This is a genomic window from Sphingomonas sp. (assembly GCF_026460985.1).
In the GTDB taxonomy this organism is placed as follows: domain Bacteria; phylum Pseudomonadota; class Alphaproteobacteria; order Sphingomonadales; family Sphingomonadaceae; genus Sphingomonas.
The window spans coordinates 1-21,288 of record NZ_JAPKNM010000093.1 but is presented as its reverse complement, the minus strand read 5'-3'; the positions used below and the strand labels follow the sequence as shown (position 1 = coordinate 21,288).

12 protein-coding genes are annotated in these 21,288 nt (G+C 68.2%); 8 read left to right on the top strand and 4 right to left on the bottom strand.

The features are described from left to right. The first annotated feature begins 160 nt into the window (after positions 1-160). Entirely contained in the window at positions 161-2,449 is a 2,289-nt protein-coding gene (locus MT490_RS15020) for a glycoside hydrolase family 3 N-terminal domain-containing protein (protein ID WP_297389387.1), read from the top strand. A gap of 224 nt (positions 2,450-2,673) precedes the next feature. Here the strand turns inward: MT490_RS15020 and MT490_RS15015 are convergent, their stop codons facing one another. Both MT490_RS15015 and MT490_RS15010 read right to left on the bottom strand, forming a co-directional pair. After that, on the bottom strand, positions 2,674-3,987 hold the full coding sequence (locus MT490_RS15015) for a glycoside-pentoside-hexuronide (GPH):cation symporter (RefSeq protein WP_297389384.1): 1,314 nt from the start codon (positions 3,985-3,987) through the stop codon (positions 2,674-2,676). Between the two features lie 205 nt (positions 3,988-4,192). Continuing rightward, entirely contained in the window at positions 4,193-7,135 is a 2,943-nt protein-coding gene (locus MT490_RS15010; protein ID WP_297389381.1) for a PAS domain-containing protein, read from the bottom strand. Between the two features lie 390 nt (positions 7,136-7,525). Between MT490_RS15010 and MT490_RS15005 the strand changes: the two genes are divergently transcribed. From MT490_RS15005 to MT490_RS14975, 7 genes are all read left to right on the top strand, one after another. Next, positions 7,526-9,799 (top strand): glycoside hydrolase family 3 protein, encoded by a 2,274-nt coding sequence (locus tag MT490_RS15005; protein WP_297389378.1) that lies wholly within the window; start codon positions 7,526-7,528, stop codon positions 9,797-9,799. Positions 9,800-9,866: 67 nt separating this feature from the next. Beyond that, entirely contained in the window at positions 9,867-12,980 is a 3,114-nt protein-coding gene (locus tag MT490_RS15000; RefSeq protein ID WP_297389376.1) for a TonB-dependent receptor, read from the top strand. A gap of 95 nt (positions 12,981-13,075) precedes the next feature. After that, complete coding sequence (locus tag MT490_RS14995) at positions 13,076-14,611, top strand: tryptophan halogenase family protein (RefSeq protein ID WP_297389372.1); 1,536 nt, start codon at positions 13,076-13,078, stop codon at positions 14,609-14,611. Then, positions 14,608-16,155 carry a tryptophan halogenase family protein gene (locus MT490_RS14990; RefSeq protein WP_297389370.1) on the top strand — a complete coding sequence of 516 codons (1,548 nt, stop codon included), beginning with the start codon at positions 14,608-14,610 and terminating at the stop codon, positions 16,153-16,155. The genes MT490_RS14995 and MT490_RS14990 overlap by 4 nt, the downstream gene beginning before the upstream one ends. Continuing rightward, on the top strand, positions 16,155-17,204 hold the full coding sequence (locus MT490_RS14985; protein ID WP_297389368.1) for a LacI family DNA-binding transcriptional regulator: 1,050 nt from the start codon (positions 16,155-16,157) through the stop codon (positions 17,202-17,204). The genes MT490_RS14990 and MT490_RS14985 overlap by 1 nt, the downstream gene beginning before the upstream one ends. A 44-nt stretch (positions 17,205-17,248) precedes the next feature. Continuing rightward, positions 17,249-18,463: an MFS transporter gene (locus tag MT490_RS14980; protein ID WP_297389366.1), complete on the top strand. Its 1,215-nt coding sequence runs from the start codon at positions 17,249-17,251 to the stop codon at positions 18,461-18,463. A 459-nt stretch (positions 18,464-18,922) separates the two neighbouring features. Beyond that, a complete protein-coding gene (locus tag MT490_RS14975) occupies positions 18,923-19,225 on the top strand; it encodes a helix-turn-helix domain-containing protein (protein ID WP_297389364.1) in 303 nt (100 codons plus the stop codon). Here MT490_RS14975 and MT490_RS14970 read toward each other — a convergent pair. Further along, positions 19,180-20,133: a 1-phosphofructokinase family hexose kinase gene (locus MT490_RS14970; RefSeq protein ID WP_297389361.1), complete on the bottom strand. Its 954-nt coding sequence runs from the start codon at positions 20,131-20,133 to the stop codon at positions 19,180-19,182. The two genes, MT490_RS14975 and MT490_RS14970, sit on opposite strands and share 46 nt — an antisense overlap. A gap of 4 nt (positions 20,134-20,137) precedes the next feature. Further along, positions 20,138-21,142 carry an AAA family ATPase gene (locus MT490_RS14965; RefSeq protein WP_297389358.1) on the bottom strand — a complete coding sequence of 335 codons (1,005 nt, stop codon included), beginning with the start codon at positions 21,140-21,142 and terminating at the stop codon, positions 20,138-20,140. Between the last annotated feature and the right edge of the window lie 146 nt (positions 21,143-21,288).

Genomic DNA, 21,288 nt, shown 5'->3' with positions numbered 1-21,288 from the left:
TTCCTAGGTTTCAGACCGCGAGGGCGATTGCAATCCTCATCCGTCAAAGGTTATGTAACCGGTTACGGACGGCCGCAACAAGCAAAAAAGTTGCGTGGCGGAGCCCGTGAGTCGCTTGCCGCGCCGGGTTGGGGCGCGCCCTTCATGGAGAGGAACTGAAATGCTCGACACCAAGATTTCGCGACGCGCGGCGCTGCTGGGGGCAGGCGCGGTCGCGGCTTGGGTCTCCAGCCCGGCGCGCGCGCTGCTTCAGGCCGCCGCGCAGCTGCCGGTGCCTGCTTTCGTCGACGGGCTGATCGCCAGGATGACGCTCGCCGAAAAGGCCGGCCAGCTCACCATCATGCCGGCGGCGTGGAGCGGCGGCGTCGCGACTGCGCTCAATCCGGCCGGCAACGCGCCCGGCTTCGAGCAGCAGCTCGAGGACGTGCGCCAGATGCAGCTCGCCGGCGTGTTCAACGGCAACGGCGCCGAGATGGCCCGTCAGATGCAGACCGTCGCGATGAAGGAATCGCGGCTCAAGATCCCATTGCTCTTTGCCGCCGACGTGATCCACGGCCACCGCACGATCTTCCCGGTGCCGGTGGGCGAGGCGGCGAGCTTCGAGCCCGACCTCGCCGAGCGCACCGCGCGCATGGCCTCGTACGAAGGCGCCGCCTCGGGCATCGACTGGACCTTCGCGCCGATGGTCGACATCGCCCGCGACCAGCGCTGGGGCCGGACGATGGAGGGCGCGGGCGAGGACGTGCATCTCGGCGTGCTGATGGCGGCGGCGCGCGTCCGCGGCTTCCAGGGCAAGGACCTCAAGGCGATCGACGCGATGATGGCCTGCGCCAAGCATTTCGCGGCCTATGGTGCGGCCGAGGCGGGGCTCGACTACAACACCGTCGACATTTCCGAGCGCACGCTGCGCGAAATCTACCTCCCGCCGTTCCGCGCCGCGCTCGATGCCGGGGTGATGACGTTCATGGCCTCGTTCAACGAAATCTCCGGCATCCCCTCCACCGGCAATGAATGGCTGATGCGCACCATCCTGCGCGGCGAATGGGGTTTCGAGGGCTTCGTCGTCTCCGATTACACCGGCGACATGGAGATGATCGACCACGGCTTCGCCAGGGATTCGCGCGAGGCCGCGAAGCTGGCGTTCCTCGCCGGTGTCGACATGAGCATGACCAGCGGCTTCTATCGGAAGCACCTGCCCGAGCTGGTCGAAGCGAACGAAGTGCCGCTCGCCCGGCTCGACGATTCGGTCCGGAAAGTCCTCGCGGTCAAGGCCGCGCTCGGGCTGTTCGACGATCCCTTCCGCCGTATCGACCTCAAGCGCGAAAAGGCGCGCTCGCGCACCAGGCCCGCGCTGGCGCTGTCGCGCGAGGCGGGGCGCAAGTCGATCGTGCTGCTCAAGAACGAAGGCGACCTGCTGCCCTTGCCCAAATCGGGCAAGAAGATCGCGATCATCGGCCCCTTCGCCTCGGGCAAGCACGACCTCAACGGCCCCTGGGTGGTCTATGGCGGCCAGGAATATGCCGTCGATCTTGCCGAGGGCGTCCGTGCGGCGGTGACCGACAAGGCCAGCGTCACCGTCACCCCGGGCTCGGGCGTCGAGGAAGCGCTCCCCGGCGGGATCGACGCCGCCGTTGCCGCCGCGCGCGCCGCCGACATCGTCCTGCTCGCGATCGGCGAGAGCGAGAACATGTCGGGCGAGGCGCAGTCGCGTCCTGAGATCGTCGTCCCCGCGCCGCAACAGGCGCTCGCCGAAGCCGTCGCCGCGACTGGCAAACCGGTGGTCGTGGTGCTCAAGAACGGCCGCGCGCTCGCGCTGCAAGGCGCAGTCGCGAATGCGCCGGCGATCCTCGTCACCTGGTTCCTCGGCACCGAGAGCGGCAACGCCACCGCCGACGTGCTTTTCGGCGATCACGGCCCCTCGGGCCGCCTGCCGTGCAGCTTCCCGCGCTCGCCGGGCCAGCAGCCTTATTATTACGCGCACAAGCCCACCGGTCGGCCCAACCCGTCGGACGACAAGCTCGAGCCGTACAAGGCGCATTATCGCGGTATCCCGAACAAGGCGCTCTATCCGTTCGGCCACGGCCTGACCTACGGCAAGATCGAATATTCGGGGCTACAGGTCGCGCCGACCCTGGCCTGGGACGGCGAGCTGACCGTCACCGCGACGATCACCAATCGCGGCACCCGCGCAGCGGAGGAGGTGGTCCAGCTCTACATCCGAGACCGCGCCGCGAGCATCACCCGCCCGGTCCGCGAACTCAAGGCCTTCCGCAAGGTGCGGCTGGCCCCGGGCGCGTCGGAGACGGTGACCTTCAAGCTCAACCGTTCGCTGTTGCTCTTCTACGGCCGCGACAACAAGCCCACGGTCGAGCCCGGCACCTTCGACGTCTGGATCGCGCCCTCGGCCGAGGCCGAAGGCGTCCACGCCCAATTCGAGCTGGTGAAGTAATGAAGTAACAACTTGATTCCCCTCCCTTTAAGGGAGGGGCTAGGGGTGGGTTAGAAAAGGTCGGGCTCGATGCCCGGCCTTTTCTTTATTCACCGCATCTCGAAGGGCTCGCTGCGCTCGCACCCACCCATGATCGGGTGAACAGCGCCCCGCGCTGTTCAGGCCATGCCGGGGGCATGGCCGACCCGATCATCCCTCCCTTGCAGGGAGGGGAGCGCGTTACCTCACCGCTCCAGCCCCTTAACGATCCGCGCATGCGCGCCTTTGCCCAGCGGGTTGAGCAGCATCAGCCCGCACGAAAGCGCCAGCGCGCCCAGCGGCACCAATGCGATCGTCCAGCGCATCGCGGCGAGCGTGGCCTCGCTCTGCTGGACGTTCGCGACATAGCCCGCATTCTCGAAGCCGAGGCCGAGGATCGCCGTCGCCAGCCCGATCGCGACGCGCTGGAGCAGGGCCGCCGCGCCGAACACCGCGCCCTCGACGCGCAGACCGGTCGCCTGCTCGCCATATTCGATCGTGTTGGGCAGCATCGCCCAGAAGGCGAAGTGCAGCCCCACGATCACCGCCTGCATGCCGATCAGGAACAGCTGCATCGCCAGCGGTTCGTCGATATGCACCGCCGCGAACAACGTCAGTCCCGCCATGCTGAGCAAGGCCGCGACGAACCACAGCGCCCGCGTCCCCAGCACGCGCTGGAGCAGCATCCAGGCCGGCACCGCCACCGCGCTCACCACGCCCATCCACGCCAGCGCGCTTTGCCCGGCATCGTCGCTGCCCAGGAAATACTTGAAATAATAGAGCACCGATTTGTTGAGCATCGTCGCCGCGACGATCATCGCCATCATCGCCAGGTTGAGCGTCACGAAGGCGCGGTTGGCGGCGAGGCTGGCGATGCTCGCGCGCAGCGAGGGCGGGGCGGGGGCGGCGGGTACCGCATCCTCGCGATAGGTCGCCCCCACCAGCATCAGGATCGCCGTGCCCAGCACCGCGAACAGCACCGCGGCCCACAGATACCCCTCGGCCGCCACCGCCCCGCCGCTGATCCACGCTCCGATCGGCACCGTCCCGCGCGCCACGACCACCCAGGCGAGCGTCCCGAACAGCATCCGCGCGCCCGCGACGAACGCCCTGTCGCGGCTGTCGACGCTGATCCGCGCACCCATCGCCAGATAGGGCACGTTGAGCGCGGCATAAGCGGTGCGGAAGAGGAGGTGGCCGATCACCACCAGCGCCAGCCCGCCCGCGCCGGTGCCGAGCGGCGCATAAGTGAGGATGCAGGCGAGCCCCAGCGGCACGCTGCCGAGGATCAGCACGCGGCCATAGCCGTGCTTGGGCTGGCGCCGGTCGGTCACCGCGCCCGCGACGAAATTGGCGATCCCGTCCCAGATCGACGCCGCGGTGTAGATCGCCGCCGCGGTCGCCATCGGCAGTCCCAGCGCGTCGGTATAATAGAAGAGCAGGAAGAGCATGATGCTCTGCCAGTAGAGATTGAACGCGAAGTCCCCGAAAGCGAACAGGATCAGGCGGGCTTTGCCCACATTTCCGTCATCCCGGCGGAAGCCGGGATCCAGGGCGGCGGGCGTTGCGCTCTGTGGCTCTGGATCCCGGCTTTCGCCGGGATGACGCGGAGAATTTGTCACCGCCGCGTCGCGATTTTCGTCATGCGCGTTCCTCTCCGGGGCGCGGCTGAGATTCGTACCTTCTGTGCCGCCTAGCGCGTCGACGTTCAAGCATTGGACGGGCCTAACCCAATGCCGCGAGGCTCGCCGCCAGCTCCTCCTGCCGGAAGGGCTTGGCCAGTCGCGGCAGGTCGGGCGAGATGCCTTCGAGTTCGGCATAGCCCGAGACGATCAGCGTCTTCACTGCGGGATGCAGCGCCTGGATCGTGCGGACCAGGTCGGTGCCGCTCATCCCGGGCATCAGGTGATCGGTGACGACGAAGTCGACGCGATTGTCGGCGAGATAGTCGAGCGCTTCGTCCCCGCTCTGCGCCTCGACGACCTGGTAGCCGAGGTCGCACAGCAATTCCCGCGTCGCCGCGCGCACGAGGATCTCGTCGTCGACCAGCAGCACCACGCCCGCCGCGCCGCCAGTGGAGGGAGTCGCGCGCTTGTCGGCCGCCGCCGCCGGGCTTCCGGCGATCGGCAGGAACAATTCGACCAGGGTGCCGAGCCCGGGTTTGCTCGACAGCAGCATCGCGCCGCCCAGCTGCGAGGTGAGGCCGTGGACCATCGAGAGGCCGAGCCCGGTGCCCTTGCCGATCCCCTTGGTCGAAAAGAAGGGCTCGATCGCGCGCGCCATCGTCTCGTCGTCCATTCCCTCGCCGCTGTCGGCGACCGCGAGCCGCACATAGCGGCCCGGCGGCAGTTCGGAGCGATGGCCGGGCCCGATCGCCTCGCTCGATGCGGCGAGCGTCAGGCGCCCGCCCGCCGGCATCGCGTCGCGCGCGTTCACGCTCAGATTGAGGATCGCCATCTCGAGCTGGTTGGCGTCGGCGAGCGCGGGCGGCAGGTCGCCGGCCACGTCGACGCTGACCTTGATCTGCGGCCCGGAGGTGCTCGCGATCAGGTTGGACATGCCGTGGATCAGCGCGCCCAGGTCGACCGGGCCGGGCCGGAGCGGCTGGCGCCGCGCGAAGGCGAGCAGCCGCTGCACCAGGGTGCGCGCGCGCTCGGCCGATTCGAGCGCGGCGCCGATCAGCCTTTGCTCGCGGTCGCTCGCCCCCTGGCTCCGGCGGAGCAGGTCCAGGCTGCCGATGATCGGGGTGAGCAGGTTGTTGAAGTCGTGCGCGACGCCGCCGGTCAATTGCCCCAGCGATTCCATCTTCTGCGCCTGGCGCAGCGCATCCTGCGCGCGCTCCAGTTCCTCGCGCCGCTCGACTTCCTCGGTGACGTCGCGGCCGATGACATAGGCTTCGCCCTCGCCGGGGGCGGCGGTCCAGGCGAAGCGCCGCCAGGATCCGTCCTTCGCCCGCAATCGCGCGACGAAATCGCGCAGCGGCCCCGTCGCGGCGGCGCGGATCGCGCGCGCGACGACGACGTCGCGCTCGTCGGGATGGACGAAGCGCGTGAAGCGGTGCCCGAGCACTTCCGCGGGTTCGTAGCCGAGCAAGGCGCCGAGCGCGGGATTGACCGCGCGGATGTCCCAGCGCCGGCCCACCACGAGCATCAGGTCCCCGCTCAGCCGCCACATCCGGTCGCGCTCGGCGGTGCGCTCGGCGACCTGCTGCTCCAGCGTCTCGTTGAGCGCGCGGAGCCCTTCCTGCGCCTCGCGGCGGTGCGTCACGTCGCGGACGATGCCGGTGGTGCGCAGCGCCCTGCCGTCCGCGTCGCGCTGCACCACGCCGCGCGAGGCGATCCAGCGGACGACGCCGTCGGGGCGGACGATGCGATATTCGGTCGAGAATTCCTCGCCCGACTTGATCAGCTTGCGGATGATCTCGGACACGCGCTCGCGGTCGTCGGGGTGGATCAGGCGCAGGCGCTGGTCGGGCGTCAGGTCTTCGCCATTGGCGACGCCCATGATCTCGCAGGTCCGCGCCGACCAGTTGCCGCGCATCTTGCCGAGGTCCCAATCCCAGGTGCCGATTCGCGCGCCCTCGACCGCGAGCCGCAGCCGGCCCTCGCTCGCGCGCAGCGCCGCCTCGGCGCGGGCGCGCTCGATATGCGCCCAGCTCCGCTCGGTGACTTCGCGCAGCAGCCCCAGTTCGTCCGCGGTCCAGCGCCGCGGCTTGGCGTCGTTGATCGCCATCAGCGCGGTCAGGCGTCCTTCCTTGAGGAAGGGCATGCAGATCGTTGCGCGGGCGCCGATGTCCAGGAACGCCTTCGCGCCCTCCGGCCCCAGTTGCGCGACGTCGTCGACGACCAGGGGATGACCGCCCTTGAGGCTGGCGACCGCGAGACCGCCGAAGCTGGCGAGGCTGTAGCGCCCGACGATGCTCGCCGCGTCCGCCGCGTGCCAGTCGCCGCGGATGTTGAGCATGTCCTCGTCGGGCTCCACATCGGCATAGGCGCAGTCCGACACGCCGAGCTGCTCGCCCAGCGCCTGCGTGGTGATCGCCATCACCTGGTCGGCGTCGCGCGCCTGCGCGGTCGCGGAGGCGAGCGTGTCGAGGAAGCGCAGCCGCGCCTCGTTCCGCCGGAGCGCCTGCTCGGCCTCGCGCCGCGCCACCGCGTTGCGCGTCCGCCCGGCGACGTCGCGGATCAGCTCGAGCTCGTCCTCGCTCCACGGCCGCGCGGTCGCGTTGTTGAGGAACAGCAAGGCGACGAACCCGCCGCGCTCGGTGACCGGCATGTTGACGAAGGACTGCGCGCTGATCGCCTTGAGGCTGGCCGCGGTGGCGGCGGTGCGCGGATCGCGCTCGGCATCGGCGACGACGACGGTGCGGCCGGCCTTCAGATCGTCGACATAGCTGCCGTAATCGCGGAAATGGAGCACGCCCGCGATGCTCTCCACGCCGGCGGCGTTCCAGTCGCGCTCGATCCGGATCGTCTCGGCGGCCTTGTCGATCGTGCCATAGCCCGCGCGGCTGACCCCCAGCCGCTGCCCGAGCATCTCCGCCGCGGCATAAGCGATCGCATCGGGCTCCTCGAGGTCGCGAAACCGGTCGGCAAGGTCGACGAGCATCTCGTAGCGCCGCGCGATCGCCCAGCCGCCGCTATCGCCATCGTCCGCAAGCCCGGTCATCTGCCCACGAGATCCGTCCATTCGGTGCCCCGCCGCCTTCCGACACTACAGCCAAGCCCACGTAAAACCAGTGAGATTCGGCGGGGTATGGACCAAGCCACCAGGGAGCCGCGCCTGGTTCGCCGATGTGGCCCGCGCGCAACGCCGCCCGCCAAAACAACCGCACGTGAGAACGTTCTTGAGAACGATCACAATTTATGCTCTAACCCCGCTCGGATGGAGCGACAGACTCCGGAAAAGAGGGGTGTTGGAAGGGAATTGCGTGCGCGCGATGCGGCGCCGTCGTTCGTCTTGGTCAGGGCTTAGACAGCGTTGTCAGCCTGCAGGGCCACCCCCGAGAAACGAATTTGCCGCCGCCACGGCCGCGGCAGCGAGGGGAGACGAGGGGCGATGCTTTCGGGTTTGGCGAGCGTGACGCGGCCGATTGCGGCGATCGCCCTGGTGGCGGCCGCGAGCGCGCCGGCGCGCGAGCCGGCCGCCGCGCCCGTCGCCCAGGCCGCGCCCGCCCGTCCCTGGGCCGACGCCGCGCTTCCGCCCGCCGCCCGGGCCGAGATGCTCCTCGCCGCGATGACCTTCGAGGAGAAGCTCGCGCTCGTCTACACTTGGTTCCCGCCGATGGCGAAGGACCCGGCCGCACCCGCCGACCTGATCCCCTCCGCCGGCCATCAGCCCGCGATCCCGCGCCTCGGCATCCCCGCACTGCGCGAGACCGATGCCAGTCTCGGCGTCGCCAACCAGGTCGAGCAGCGCAAGGGCGACGTCGCCACCGCGCTTCCCTCGGGGCTCGCGCTCGCCGCCAGTTTCGATCCCCGGCTCGCCTACGAAAGCGGCGCGATGATCGGCGGCGAGGCGCGCGCCAAGCGCTTCAACGTCATGCTCGCCGGCGGGGTCAACCTGACGCGCGATCCCTGGGGCGGCCGCAATTTCGAGTATCTCGGCGAGGATCCCCTGCTCGCCGGGCTGATCGCGGGCGAATCGATCCGCGGCATCCAGTCCAACCATATCGTCTCGACGATCAAGCATTTCGCGCTCAACGCCCAGGAGACCGGGCGGATGATCATGGACGCGCGGATCGACGAGGCGGCGTTCCGCGAGAGCGACCTGCTCGCCTTCCGCATCGCGATCGAGAAGGGCCGGCCTGGATCGGTGATGTGCGCCTACAACAAGGTGGGCGGCGACTATGCCTGCGAGAATGACTGGCTGCTCAACCGCGTCCTCAAGGGCGATTGGGGCTATCGCGGCTGGGTGATGTCCGATTGGGGCGCGGTCCACTCGACCGTCCGCGCCGCGCGCAACGGGCTCGACCAGCAATCGGGCGGCGAGCTCGACACGCATCCCTTCTTCCGCGCCGATCTGCGCAAGTCGATCGAGAATGGCGAACTGCCCCAGGCCCGGCTCGACGACATGGTCCGCCGCATCCTGTTCGGCGCCTTCTCTGCCGGGGTGATGGACGCGCCGGTGGTCGATACGCCGCAGCCGATCGACTATGCGAAGAACGCCGAGGTCGCCCAGCGCGCCGCCGAGGCGGGCATCGTCCTGCTCAAGAACGAGCGCGGCGTGCTGCCGCTGGCGAAGTCGGCCAGGCGCATCGTGCTGATCGGCGGCCATGCCGATGTCGGCGTGCTCTCGGGCGGCGGCTCGTCGCAGGTCCGCTCGGTCGGCGGCGTGCCGATCGAGATCCCGCTCACCGGCGGCCCGGCCGCGTCCTTCGTGCGCACCACCTGGCACGCCTCGTCGCCGCTGAACGCGATCCGCGCGCTCGCGCCCAAGGCGCAAATCACCTTCGTCGACGGCAGCGATCCCGCCGCCGCGGCCGTCGCCGCAAGGGGTGCGGACGTGGCGATCGTCGTCGCCACCCAATGGACCACCGAGGCCGAGGATCCCGAAGGCATCGCGCTCTCGGGCAATCAGGACGCGCTGATCGCCGCGGTCGCCGCCGCCAATCCCAGGACCGCCGTGGTGCTCACCACCGGCGGGCCGGTGCTGATGCCGTGGATCGATCGCGTCCCCGCGGTGCTCGCCGCCTGGTATCCCGGCCAGCGCGGCGGCGAGGCAATCGCGCGCGTGCTGTTCGGCGAGGTGAACCCCTCGGGACGCCTCCCGATCACCTTTCCCGCCGCCTCGTCGCAGGCGCCGCGCCCCGCGGTCCCGGGGATGGAGCAGGTACTCGCCGATCCCAAGCGCGGCGAGGATACGCGCGGGCTCAAGCCCTTCGAGGTCCAGTATCGCGAGGGCTCGGACGTCGGCTATCGCTGGTATGCGCGCCAGGGCCACAAGCCGCTCTTCGCCTTCGGCCACGGGCTTTCCTACACGCGTTTCGATTATTCCAGGCTGCGCATCGAGGGCGGCGACCGTCTCGCGGTCAGCTTCGAAATCGCCAATCGCGGAAAGCGGGCAGGGGCCGACGTGCCCCAGCTCTATGTCGCCCCGCAGGGCGGCGCGCGGCCGCTGCGCCTCGCCGGCTTCGAGCGCGTGACGCTCCAGCCGGGCGAGCGCCGCCGCGTCACCCTGATCGCCGAGCCGCGCATCGTCGCGGACTATGACGTGGCGCTGCCCGGCTATCGGGTCGCGCCGGGGAGCTATCGCGTGTCGATCGCGCGGGATGCCGGCCAGCCGGTGCTCACCGGGACGGCGGAGTTGCGGGAGCGCCGGCTGGCGCCCTGAAGGAGAATACCCGGAGCGATTGGGACGCAAGAGAACGTCCCGCCGGGCAATGTGGGAGGAAAAGAGAATGAAGAAGGGGTTATCTGGAGTGATCGTCGGCCTGCTGGCCACCACCGCGATGGTGGCGCCGGCATGGGCGCAGGAAGCGGCGCCCGCGCCGGCCGCGCAGGACGATCAGATCGCTGCTGAGGGCGAGGAGATCGTCGTCACCGGCATCCGCGCCTCGCAGGAGGCCGCGATCGACATCAAGCGCAACGAGACCGCGATCGTCGACGCGATCTCCGCCGAGGACATCGGCAAGCTGCCCGACGTGACCATCGTCGACGCGCTGCAGCGTATCCCGGGCATCCAGATCCAGCGCAACGCGGGCGAGGGCACCAACGTCAACATCCGCGGCCTGCCGCAGGTCGTCACTTTGTTCAACGGCGAGCAGTATCTGAGCCCGGGCAATCTCGGCGAGGCGCGCCCGAACCTCAACGACGTTCCCGCGCAGCTGATGAACGCGGTGGTCGTCTTCAAGTCGACCGATCTCACCAACGCGCTCTCGGGCATCTCGGGCACGATCGACCTGCGCACCCGGCGCCCCTTCGATCTCAAGGAAGGCCTCACCGTATCGGGCCAGGCCGAATATTCGCGCGGCGACTATACCAAGGAGAACGACTATCTCTTCTCGGGGCTGGTCAACTGGCGCACCGAGAATTTCGGCGTGCTGCTGAGCGGCGTGAAGAGCAACTCCAACCTCGGCAACAATTATTCGGGCATCGGCGGCGGCGCCTTCGGTAACAACGACTGGGGCGGCGCGGGCGCGAACTGGATCTCGCCGCACGGCTATGAGCTGTTCAACCGCGTCGTCGAGCGCGACCGCCTCGGCCTCTCGGGCGCGGTCCAGGCCAAGTTCGGCGACGGCTTCACCCTCACCGGCGAGGTCTTCCACACCGAGTTCACCGAGCATAACCGCGCCGCGGGCCTCAACATCTCGAACCGCTGGCAGGGCCTCGGCTGGACCAATCCGACCGTCTCCTCGCCTTCGGGTCAGACCGGCAGCAACGGCCAGCCCTGGCTCGACGTCGACGAATACGATCTCGACGTCTGGTGGCTGAACAGTTTCTCGGTCAATCGCACCACCAAGTCGCATTCGACCAACTACAATCTGCAGCTCGACTACGACACCGACAGCAACTTCAAGTTCACCGCGCGCGCGATGCGGGCGGACGCGAACTTCCGCAGCATCAACGGCCAGGTGCAGGGCGACATGTCCAACTGGCGCCAGACCAACACTTTCACCTTGTTCCGCGACCCGAACGATCCGACGCGCGGGCCCTTCTATCCGGCGAATATCGCGTCGCAGTTCCCGGCGTCGCGCTACACCAACGGCGTGATCGGCTCGAACGGCGGGCGCTACATCGATCCCAATCCGCTGGGCTATGGCCAGGATCCGCAGATCCATCTCGACATCAGCGGCGATCATCCGGTGTTCAGCGGGTTCGACAACCCGATCACCGGCGGTCTCGGTACGCGCCCGCTGACCGATTATATGGCGAACCTCGACAGCTACGCCGTCGGCGCCTTCTCGTCGGAGGGCAATCAGGAGAACCATTCGGAGCTCGGCGTCTTCCGTCTCGACGGCAGCTACGAGTTCGACGACGACGGGCTGTTCGGCGTGCTCAGGAAGGTCGATGTCGGCGTCCGCCGCAGCGATCGCAGCGTCCAGATCCGCGCCTTCCATCTCTTCTCGAACTTCTACGGCGGCAACGGCGCGACCTCGGCCGAGGGCTGCTCCGCGCAATGGAAGGCGATCGACGTGGTGATGAACCAGGCCGGCTGCCAGGCGGGCGAGATGGTCTCGAACCCGGCCTACAATCCGGCGCTGCCCACCAGCCCGACCAACCAGCCCACCGTCTTCCAGGGCTATACGGTCAACAAGCCGACCAAGCTCAACGAATACAACAATGTCTACTTCCTCACCGATCTCGGCGGGGTGAGCAGCGGCGTTCCGGGCTTCTGGGTGGCCGATCCGCGCGACTTCGACGACGCCAAGGCCTTCCACGAGCGCGTGTTCGGCGGCGCGGACGAAGTGATCATCCCGGGCCGCACCTATGACGTCGATCTGGTCGAGGAGAGCGCGTATCTCAACACCTCGTTCAAGACCGGCATCTTCAGCGCGGTGCTCGGTGCGAAGATCATCAACACCAAGCTGACGGTGAAGCAGAACATCACCGGGCCGACGCGCAGCTATGGCGATACCAACACCGACGAAGGCGATACCGTCACGCGGCGCGACTATATCGACGTGCTGCCGGCGGTGAACCTCGCGGCGGACTTCACGCCGAACCTCCGCCTGCGCGCGTCGTACAGCAAGACGATGATCCCGCTCGATCTCGGCAATTACGGCGGCGGCCTCACCATCTCGACCGCGGATTCGCCGTGCAACACGGTTCCGGGGCCGACCGATGCGCCGTGCGGCGTGCGCCAGGTCACCGGCGCCAGCTCGAGCGGCAACCCTGGTCTCAACCCCTGGCGCTCGGATAATTTCGACGTCGCGCTCGAATATTATCTGGGCCGCGGGACGATGTTCAACATCGGGCTGTTCAAGCTCGATATCGGCAGCTTCGTCCGCACCGCCACCACGCTCACCGGGCGCTTCCCGGACCAGGACGGCGTGATCCGCCGCACGGTTCCGGTCACGCAGCCGGCGCAGGGCGAGGGCGGATCGCTGAAGGGGGTGGAACTGGGCGCCAAGATCTCGTTCAGCGATTTCGTTCGCGGCGGGATCCTCAGCAACTTCGGCATCGACGCCAATTACACCTATTCGGACAGCAAGCAGACCGACAAGGGGCTGGACGGCGAGCAATTGCCCTTCCCGGACAATTCGAAGCACCAGGTCAATCTGGTCGGCTGGTATCAGGATGACGCGCTGCAGATCCGCGTCGCGTACAATTATCGTACGCCACGCCTGTCGACGACCTTCGGGGCCATCCCGATCTTCCAGGATACGGCGCAATATGTCGATGCGAACGTGACGTTCAACGTCAACGACACGATTGCGCTCTACGCCAACGCGTCGAACCTCTTCGGCGAGATTGAGCGCTATTACTTCCAGTTCGACGAGGATTCGAAGCAGTTCCATTCGCAGAACGAGTTCGAGCCGCGTTATTCGGCGGGCGTCCGCGTCCGCTTCTAAAGAGCCAACCCTCCTGGGCCGGCGGTCTTCGGGCTGCCGGCTCATTTTTCGCGGTTTCGCTTGCGGTGCCGCGTCCAAGAAGATCAGATGTTCCGATGGCGAGCGGGGACAAGGCAGGTAGCGCGATCGAGCGCGTCGTCATCGTGGGCGGCGGCACTGCCGGCTGGATGGCCGCGGCGGCGCTTTCGGCGCATCTCGCCGGCACGGGCGTCTCCATCACGGTGGTCGAGAGCTCCGACATCGGCACGATCGGCGTCGGCGAGGCGACGATCCCCACCATTCGCCGTTTCTATGCCCAGCTCGGCATGTCCGACGCCGAAGTGATGCAGGCGTGCCAGGCGACCGCCAAGCTCGGCATCCGCTTCGTCGACTGGCTGCGCGACGGGCATGGCTTCGTCCACCCCTTCGGCCGCTTCGGGCAGGATTTGAAGGGCGTCGATTTCCACCATTACTGGCTCAAGGCGCGCGCCGCCGGGGATGCGGCGCCGCTCGGCGACTATTCGCTCGGGAGCCTGCTCGCGAGCGAGGGCCATGCCACCTTGCCCGCGCCCGATCCGGGCTCGCAGCTCGGCATCTTCGATTGGGCGCTGCATTTCGACGCCGCGCTCTTCGCGCAGCACATGCGCCGTTTCGCGGAGAAAATGGGCACAAGGCGCGTCGATGCGCGGATCACCGGCGTGGAATTGCGTGTCGAAGACGGCTTCATTCGTGCACTGACGCTCGACAGCGGTGTCAACATCGAAGGAGACTTGTTCCTCGATTGCTCCGGTTTCCGGTCGATGCTCCTCGGCGAGGCCCTGGCCGTCCCTTTTGTGGATTGGTCCCCCTGGCTCCTCTGCGACGGCGCCTTCGCGGTGCAGAGCGAGCGGGTAGGGGAGCCCCCCTCCTGCACCACCGTCACCGCCCGCGCCGCCGGCTGGCAATGGCGCATCCCCCTGCGCGCCCGCGAGGGCAACGGCCTCGTTTTTTCCAGCCTTTTTCAGACAGATGACGCCGCGCGCGAGGAGTTGCTCGCGCACGTTCCCGGCAAGCCCGTAACCGAGCCGCGCCGCCTGCGTTTCACGCCCGGCCGCCGCGCCGTCGCCTGGGCGAAGAACTGCGTCGCGCTGGGCCTTGCCTCGGGTTTCCTCGAGCCGCTCGAATCGACCAGCATCGCGCTGATCGAGACCGGGATCGAGCGCCTCAAGCAATTGTTCCCGGACAAGAATTTCGATCCCGCAGTGATCACGGAATATAACGAGCAATCGGCCGAGGAGATGGAACGCGTCCGCGATTTCCTCATCCTCCACTACAAACTGAACGGCCGGAGCGGGCCCTTCTGGCAGACCTGCCGCGACATGGACGTGCCCGACAGCCTGAACGCCAAGCTCGCGCTCTGGCGTGCCCGCGGCGCCTTCGTCCGCTATCGCTGGGAGATGTTCTCTCCCGCCAGCTGGCTGGCCATCTATGCCGGCTTCGAGGATCTGCCCGGACGCATCGATCCAGCGATCGCCGGCGTCGATCCGGACCAGCTCGCCCGCTCGCTTGCGGCGATGCGCCGCTCGCTCCGCGAGACCGTCGCCGACACGCCCACCCACCAGGAATTCCTCGAGATCATGGACGGCGCCGCCGCAAAGGAGAGGGCCGCATGAGGGCACCCGACGCGCTCCGGAAGGTCTGCATCGTCGGCGGCGGCACCGCCGGCTGGATCGCCGCCGCGGTGATGGCGCACCATTTCCAGGGCAAATTGTTCGAGATCGAGCTGGTCGAGAGCGACGACATCGGCACGATCGGCGTCGGCGAATCCACCATCCCGCCCTTCATGGAGCTGATCGCCAAGCTTGGGATCAACGAGCAGGATTTCGTCCGCGCCACCCAGGCGAGCTTCAAGCTCGGGATCGAGTTCAAGGACTGGCACCGCAGGGGCGAAAGCTATTTCCACCCCTTCGGCGCGATCGGGCAGCAGGTCGAGCTCAGCGAATTCTACCAATGCTGGCTCAAGGCGCGGATGGCGGGCCAGCCGGGCGGATTACAGGACTTCGCACCCGCCAGCGTGATGGCGCGCGAGGGGCGCTTCATGCTGCCCTTCAAGGCGCAGAAGACGCCGATCGGCGGCGCGGCCTATGCCCTCCATGTCGACGCCAAGCGTGTCGCCCAGTTCTTGCGCGGGCACGCCGAGGCGCGCGGCGTCAAGCGCACCGAAGGCATCGTCTCGGACGTCCGGCTCGACGATCGCGGCTTCGTGTCGACCCTGGTGCTCAAGGACGGCCGCGAGACGCGCGCGGACTTCTTCATCGATTGCTCGGGCTTCCGCGCGCTGCTGATCGAGAAGGCGCTCGGCGTCGGCTATGAGGACTGGTCCGAATGGCTGTTCTGCGACCGGGCCATCGCCGTGCAGACGCAGAATGTCGGACCGCCGCGCCCCTATACGCTCGCGCATGCGCAGGATGCCGGCTGGCGCTGGCGCATTCCGCTCCAGCACCGCACCGGCAACGGCCATGTCTTCTGCTCGGAGTTCATGAGCGACGACGAGGCGACGCGGATCCTGCTCGATCAGGTCGAGGGCGAGGTGGTCGCCGGGCCGATGGTGGTGCCGTTCAAGACCGGCGTCCGAGAGCGGATCTGGCACAGGAACGTGCTGTCGATCGGGCTCTCCTCGGGCTTCATCGAGCCGCTCGAATCCACCGCGATCCACCTGATCTATCGCGGCATGGACTTCTTCTTCCGCTTCCTGCCCGACCGGAATTGCGACCCGCGCCTCGCCGACGAGTATAATCGCCGCATGGCCGCGGACTATGTCGAGATACGCGACTTCATCGTGCTCCATTATTGCGCGACGGTGCGCGACGACACGCCCTTCTGGCGCAAGTGCCGCGACATGAGGTTGCCCGACAGCCTGCATGAGCGGATCGAGCTGTTCCGCGCCAACGGCACGCTGCGTGAAGGGTTGGACGAATTGTTCCGCAGCGTCAGCTGGCAGTCGGTCCTCGAGGGCATGGGCATTCGCCCCGCGAGCTATCATCCGCTCGTCGACCGGATCGACGAAGCCTGGCTGTTCCAGGCGATGGACAAGGTCCGCGGCCAGCTCGCGCAGGTGGTGGGCACGCTGCCGACGCACCAGCAGTTCATCGACGCGCATTGCCGCGCCGAAGCGGTCGATCTCGGCCAGCCCGCACGTCCCGCCGCGGTCCGCTGATGCAGAAGAAGCGCGCGATCACGATCAAGGACGTGGCGGCCGAGGCGGGCGTCTCGTTCCAGACCGTGTCGCGCGTGATCAACGACGGGCCCAACGTCACTCCGGCGATGCGCGAGCGCGTGATGAACGCGGTCAACAAGCTCGGATACGTTCCCAGCTTGGCCGCGCGGCGGCTGGGCGGTTCGCGCTCCTATCTGGTGCTCGCCTTCAACGATCGCCGTCCGACGCTCGACGGCTGGCAGTCGCGCCGCGGCAACGACTGGGTCGACCAGATGCTCTATGGCGGCATGCTCAAATGCGCAGAGCACGGCTATCGCATGCTATTCGAGCTGGTCGATTCGCACTCGGACCAGCTCGAGGCGCAGGTCCAGGCTGCGCTCTCCGCGCTTCATCCGGACGGGGTGATCCTGACTCCGCCGCACAGCGACGACGAGCGCATCACCCAGCTCCTCCACCGCAACGGCCTGATCTTCGCGCGGCTCGGTTCGCGCCGCGAAGGCGAGGGCTTCGCCGTCTATATGGACGACGAGGCCGCGGCGCGAGCCGCGACCAAGTACCTGCTCGACCTCGGGCACACCCGCATCGCCTATATCGAGGGGCATCCCGAATATGCGATCAGCGGCGATCGGCTGCGCGGCTTCCGCGGCGCGATCGAGGGCAGGGGGCTCGCGGTTCGGCCCGAATATCTCCAGCCGGGCGACTTCACCTATGAGGCGGGCACGCGAGCGATGACGGCGCTGGCGGCGCTCGATCAGCCCCCCACGGCGGTGCTCGCGAGCAGCGATGAAGTGGCGCTGGGAGTGCTCCACGCCGCGGCACCGCTGGGCCTTTCGGTGCCGCGCGACCTGTCGATCGTCAGCTTCGACGATACGCCTACGGTGCGGATGAGCGTGCCTTCGCTGACGGCGATCCGGCAGCCGATCGCGGCGATGACCGCGAGGGCCGCAGAGCTGCTGATAGAGGCCAAGGCGAAGAATCTCGAGGGCAGCGGGCGGCATCTGCTGGCCTTCGATTTCGTCGTTCGGGACTCGACCGCGCCGCCGGGCTGACGCGCGTTGACGTGGAACATGGTAACGCCGATGTTGGCACGCCCATGCATTTCCATTCTCCGAGCCGCGGCTTCATTGTCCTCTACGCGCTCGCTTATGCAGGGCTGTTCGTCAGCTTCATTCCCTTCGTTTCCGTATTGCTCCCGCTCAAGGTCACCGCGGTCGCCGACGAGGAACACCGCGTCGCGCTGCTGAGCGCGGCCGCGCTGGGCGGTGCGGCGGTGGCGAGCCTGGCCAACCTCGTCTTCGGCGCGCTCAGCGATCGCACCTACCGCAGGCGCGGCACGCGGCGCCCCTGGATCCTCGCCGGGCTCGGCCTGCTCATGGCCGCCTATGCGCTGTTCCACTGGAGCCGCGACGGCGCGTCGATGCTCGCCGCCGTGGCCTTATTGCAAATCGCTATCAACATGATGTTCGCGCCGGTCGGGGCGATCATGGCCGACGAAGTGCCCGACGCGCAGAAGGGCCTGGTCGCCGGACTGATGGGCGCCGCGCACCCCTTCTCCTCGCTGGTCGCGGTCGGCGTAACCCTCCAGGGACTGGGATCCGAAGGCCTGCGCTACACGCTTCTCTGCGCAACGATCGCGATACTCGTAACGCCGCTATTGCTATTCATTAGCGAAAGACGCGACCCTCTCCCCGAGCCGCCGCCCGCGGCGCTCCGGGTCCGCCGCCGCGCCGACTTCGCGCGCATCTGGATCGCGCGCGTTCTGGTCCAGGTCGCCGGCAACGGGCTGTCGACCTACGGGCTCTTCTACTTCCTCGCGGTGCTGGGACAGAAGGTGCCCGACAAGCACCATGCCGAGGCGGCGAGCGAAGAGGTCGCGACGATCTTCGCGGGAGTCACGATAGTGGCGCTGCTGCTGACGATCGGCGCGGGGCGCCTTTCCGACCGGCTGATGCGCCGCAAGCCGTTCCTGGCGATATCCGCGCTCACCATGGCGACGGGCCTCGCGATCATGGCGGGGGCGGGGAGCTGGCCGATGGCGACTTTGGGCTTCGGCGCCGCGACGGTGGGCATGTCGATCTTCCTCGCGATGCAGTCGGCGCTGGCGATGCAGTTGCTGCCCTCGCCCGGGCATCGCGGGCGCGACCTGGGGATCCTCAACCTCACCAACACGCTGCCGGCGATGGTCGCGCCGCTGCTCGCGCTTGCGCTCAGCCCTGACAAAGCGGGCTATGCCCCATGGCTGCTGGTGCTCGCGCTCGGCGTGCTCGCGGGGGGCGCCGCGGCGATGACGATCAGGACGCAGGACTAGGGCGGATCGGCGTTCATCCGTATCGATCCTCCCCCGCCAGGGGGAGGTGGCATGCGAAGCATGACGGAGGGGGGAGGTAAGCAGCGCACTCTCCAACTGAGCGTAGTGATTCCGCCCCCTCCGTCAGCCTATGGCTGACACCTCCCCCTGGCGGGGGAGGATTGAGATCGGGGCCCTGGTCAGAACCTCCTCGTCGGGGTCGATCAGGTCCTCGGCATAGTCGAGACCGGCCTACGAAACGCCGTCGAAAAGGTCGGGAAATAAACTGGACATAGAATTAGTCGGGCCCGGCTATGGACCTGCCCAGTTGGACAGGGTGCTGACGCATTCCAAGGCGCGAAGGCTTCATATCTGCATGTAACAGAACTGTAATTTCTGTCGAAATCCGTTCCGAATCTGATCGATAGCGGTTGCAACGCGCGCCTTCCCGGCATAGCGGTACGCCCCGTGAAAGACCAAATGATTGCCGAAATCGACCGGGCGTCCCTGTTCCTCAAGGCGCTGTCGGGTCGCAGCCGCCTGTTGCTGTTGTGCCATTTATGGGACGGCGAAAAGTCCGTCGGCGAGCTCGCGCGGCTCACCGGCGCGCGCGATACCGCCGTCTCGCAGCAGCTCGCCCTGCTCCGCCGCGAAGGCATGGTCGCCGCGCGCCGCGCGGGCCAGATGATCTTCTATTCGCTGGCGAGCGCGGAGGCGAAGCGCATGCTCGAATCGCTTCACGGCATGTTCTGCGCCGAACCCCTGGTCGAAGCCGCCGAGTAGAGCCGGTCGACATCCTCGCGCGACGCCGGCTCGATGCCAGGCGTGACGAGTGCGGCGGCGCCCGCCGCGATGCCGTAGCGCAGCACCTCCTCGAGGCTCCTGCCCTCGGCGAGCGCGATCGTGATCCCCGCGACCATCGAATCGCCCGCGCCGACCGCGCTGCCGATCGGCACTTCGATCGCGGGCATGCGCAGCTCGGTGCCTTCGGCCACCAGCAGCGCGCCGCGTTCCGCAAGCGAGACGACCACCACGTCGGCGAACCCGCGCGCGAGCAGCTCCTGCGCCGCCGCGCGTTCCTCGTCCTCGGTGGCGAGCTCGCGGCCGACCAGTTCCCGCAATTCGCGCAGGCTCGGCTTGATGAGATAGGCGCAGGTGCCTTCCACCGCGGCGAGCGCCGCGCCCGAGGTGTCGATCACCAGCCGCGCCTCGATCCCGCTGCACAATTCGCATAGGCGGCGGAAGATCGCGGGGTCGCAACCGGGCGGGAGGCTGCCGCTGGCGATGACATAAGCGGGCGGCCCGTCCAGCGCGGCGAGCGTCTCCAGCAGCCGGACGATCTCCGCTTCGTCGAGCGACGGCCCGGGCAGCACGAAACGATATTGCTCGCCCGTCCCGGTCTCGTCGACGGTGAAGCTCTCGCGCGTCGCCCCGGCGATCGGCACCGGCGCGATCGGCACCCCGGTCTCGCGAAGCAATTTCTCGAACAGCGCTCCCCTGGCGCCGCCGCAGGGAAATACCGCGGTCACCGCGCCGCCCAGCGCGTGGATCGCGCGGGCGACGTTGATCCCGCCGCCGCCGGGCTCGAAGAGCGGCGCGGCGCAGCGGAGCTTGTGCATCGGGCGCACGGTATCGGTGCTGGTCGTGACGTCGAGCGCCGGATTGAGCGTCAGCGTCGCGATCTTCACCATGGCGTCAGCGCCCGCGCTCGATCACGCCGCGCGCGGCGGGGATGATCAGGTCGATCGGCCGGTTGACGCGCATGCGGTGCCAACCCGCCAGCTCGCCCACCGAAAGGCGCGATTGCTCGCGAACCACCTCCGGCGTCGCGTCCGATGCGTCGGCGCTGCGCGTGCTCACCCGGGCGATCCGGTCGCGCTCGGGCGCCTCCAGCCAGATGCCGGTGAAGGGCACGCGGCGGCGCAGCGCGATGGCCTCCGCCACGTCGCGCTCGCTGCGGCTCATGAAGACGGCGTCGAGGATCACCGAGTTCCCGCAGGCGATGTGATCGTCGGCCGATTCGAACAATGCCTCATAGGTCGCCTCGTCGCTGTGCCGCGTATAATGGGCCGGCGGGAGGCGCATTTCGGGCGCCAGCCCCGCGAGCCGCTTGCGGAACACGTCGGAGCGCAGAACGCGCGCGCCCTGGATTCGACCCAGAAGCGTGCCGAGCAGCCGCGCGAGGGTCGACTTGCCGGTGCCGGACAGCCCCCCGATCACGACGAGGCGCGGCGCGGACGGGGCGAGCGCGTCTTCGGCGAGCGCCGGATCGCCGGCCTCGGCCGCGCGCAGCGACACGAACAGCGGCAGCGCCGCCCAGCCGCTCGCGCCCTGCGGCGCCACGTCGAGATAGCGATTGGCGAGGATATTGGCCTCGCGGGGAAGGCCGCGCCGCATGAACCCCACGAGCTGTCCGGCGAGGTCGTACAATATGTCCTGCGGCACGTCTTGCAGGTGCCGCACCCGCCTTGCGCTCCGGCGGCGGAGCAGCGGAAGCTGGGTGGCCAGCTCGCGGGGCTGCCGGTCGGATGTCGCGAGGCGTTCGATCCGGGCCAGGAACGCGGCACCGTCGTCCGAGGGCGCCGCGGCGTGGCCGGACGCGATCGCATCGGCGAGCCGATGCAGCGCGGACGCGTCGAGCCCTCCCTGTTCGAGCGACACCTCGAGCGAAGCATTTCCCGTCTCGGCCATCCCGGCCATTTCCGGCTCTCCCTTGCGCTCTCCCTTAATGGCGCTTCGTGCGCCTAGCATCGCCTTTCTGAACGGAAGCGGTAGCTTCTGTTGTATTTCGTGTGGGGAATCCTGGTCTCTCATCCTCCCCCGCCAGGGGGAGGTGTCAGCCGCAG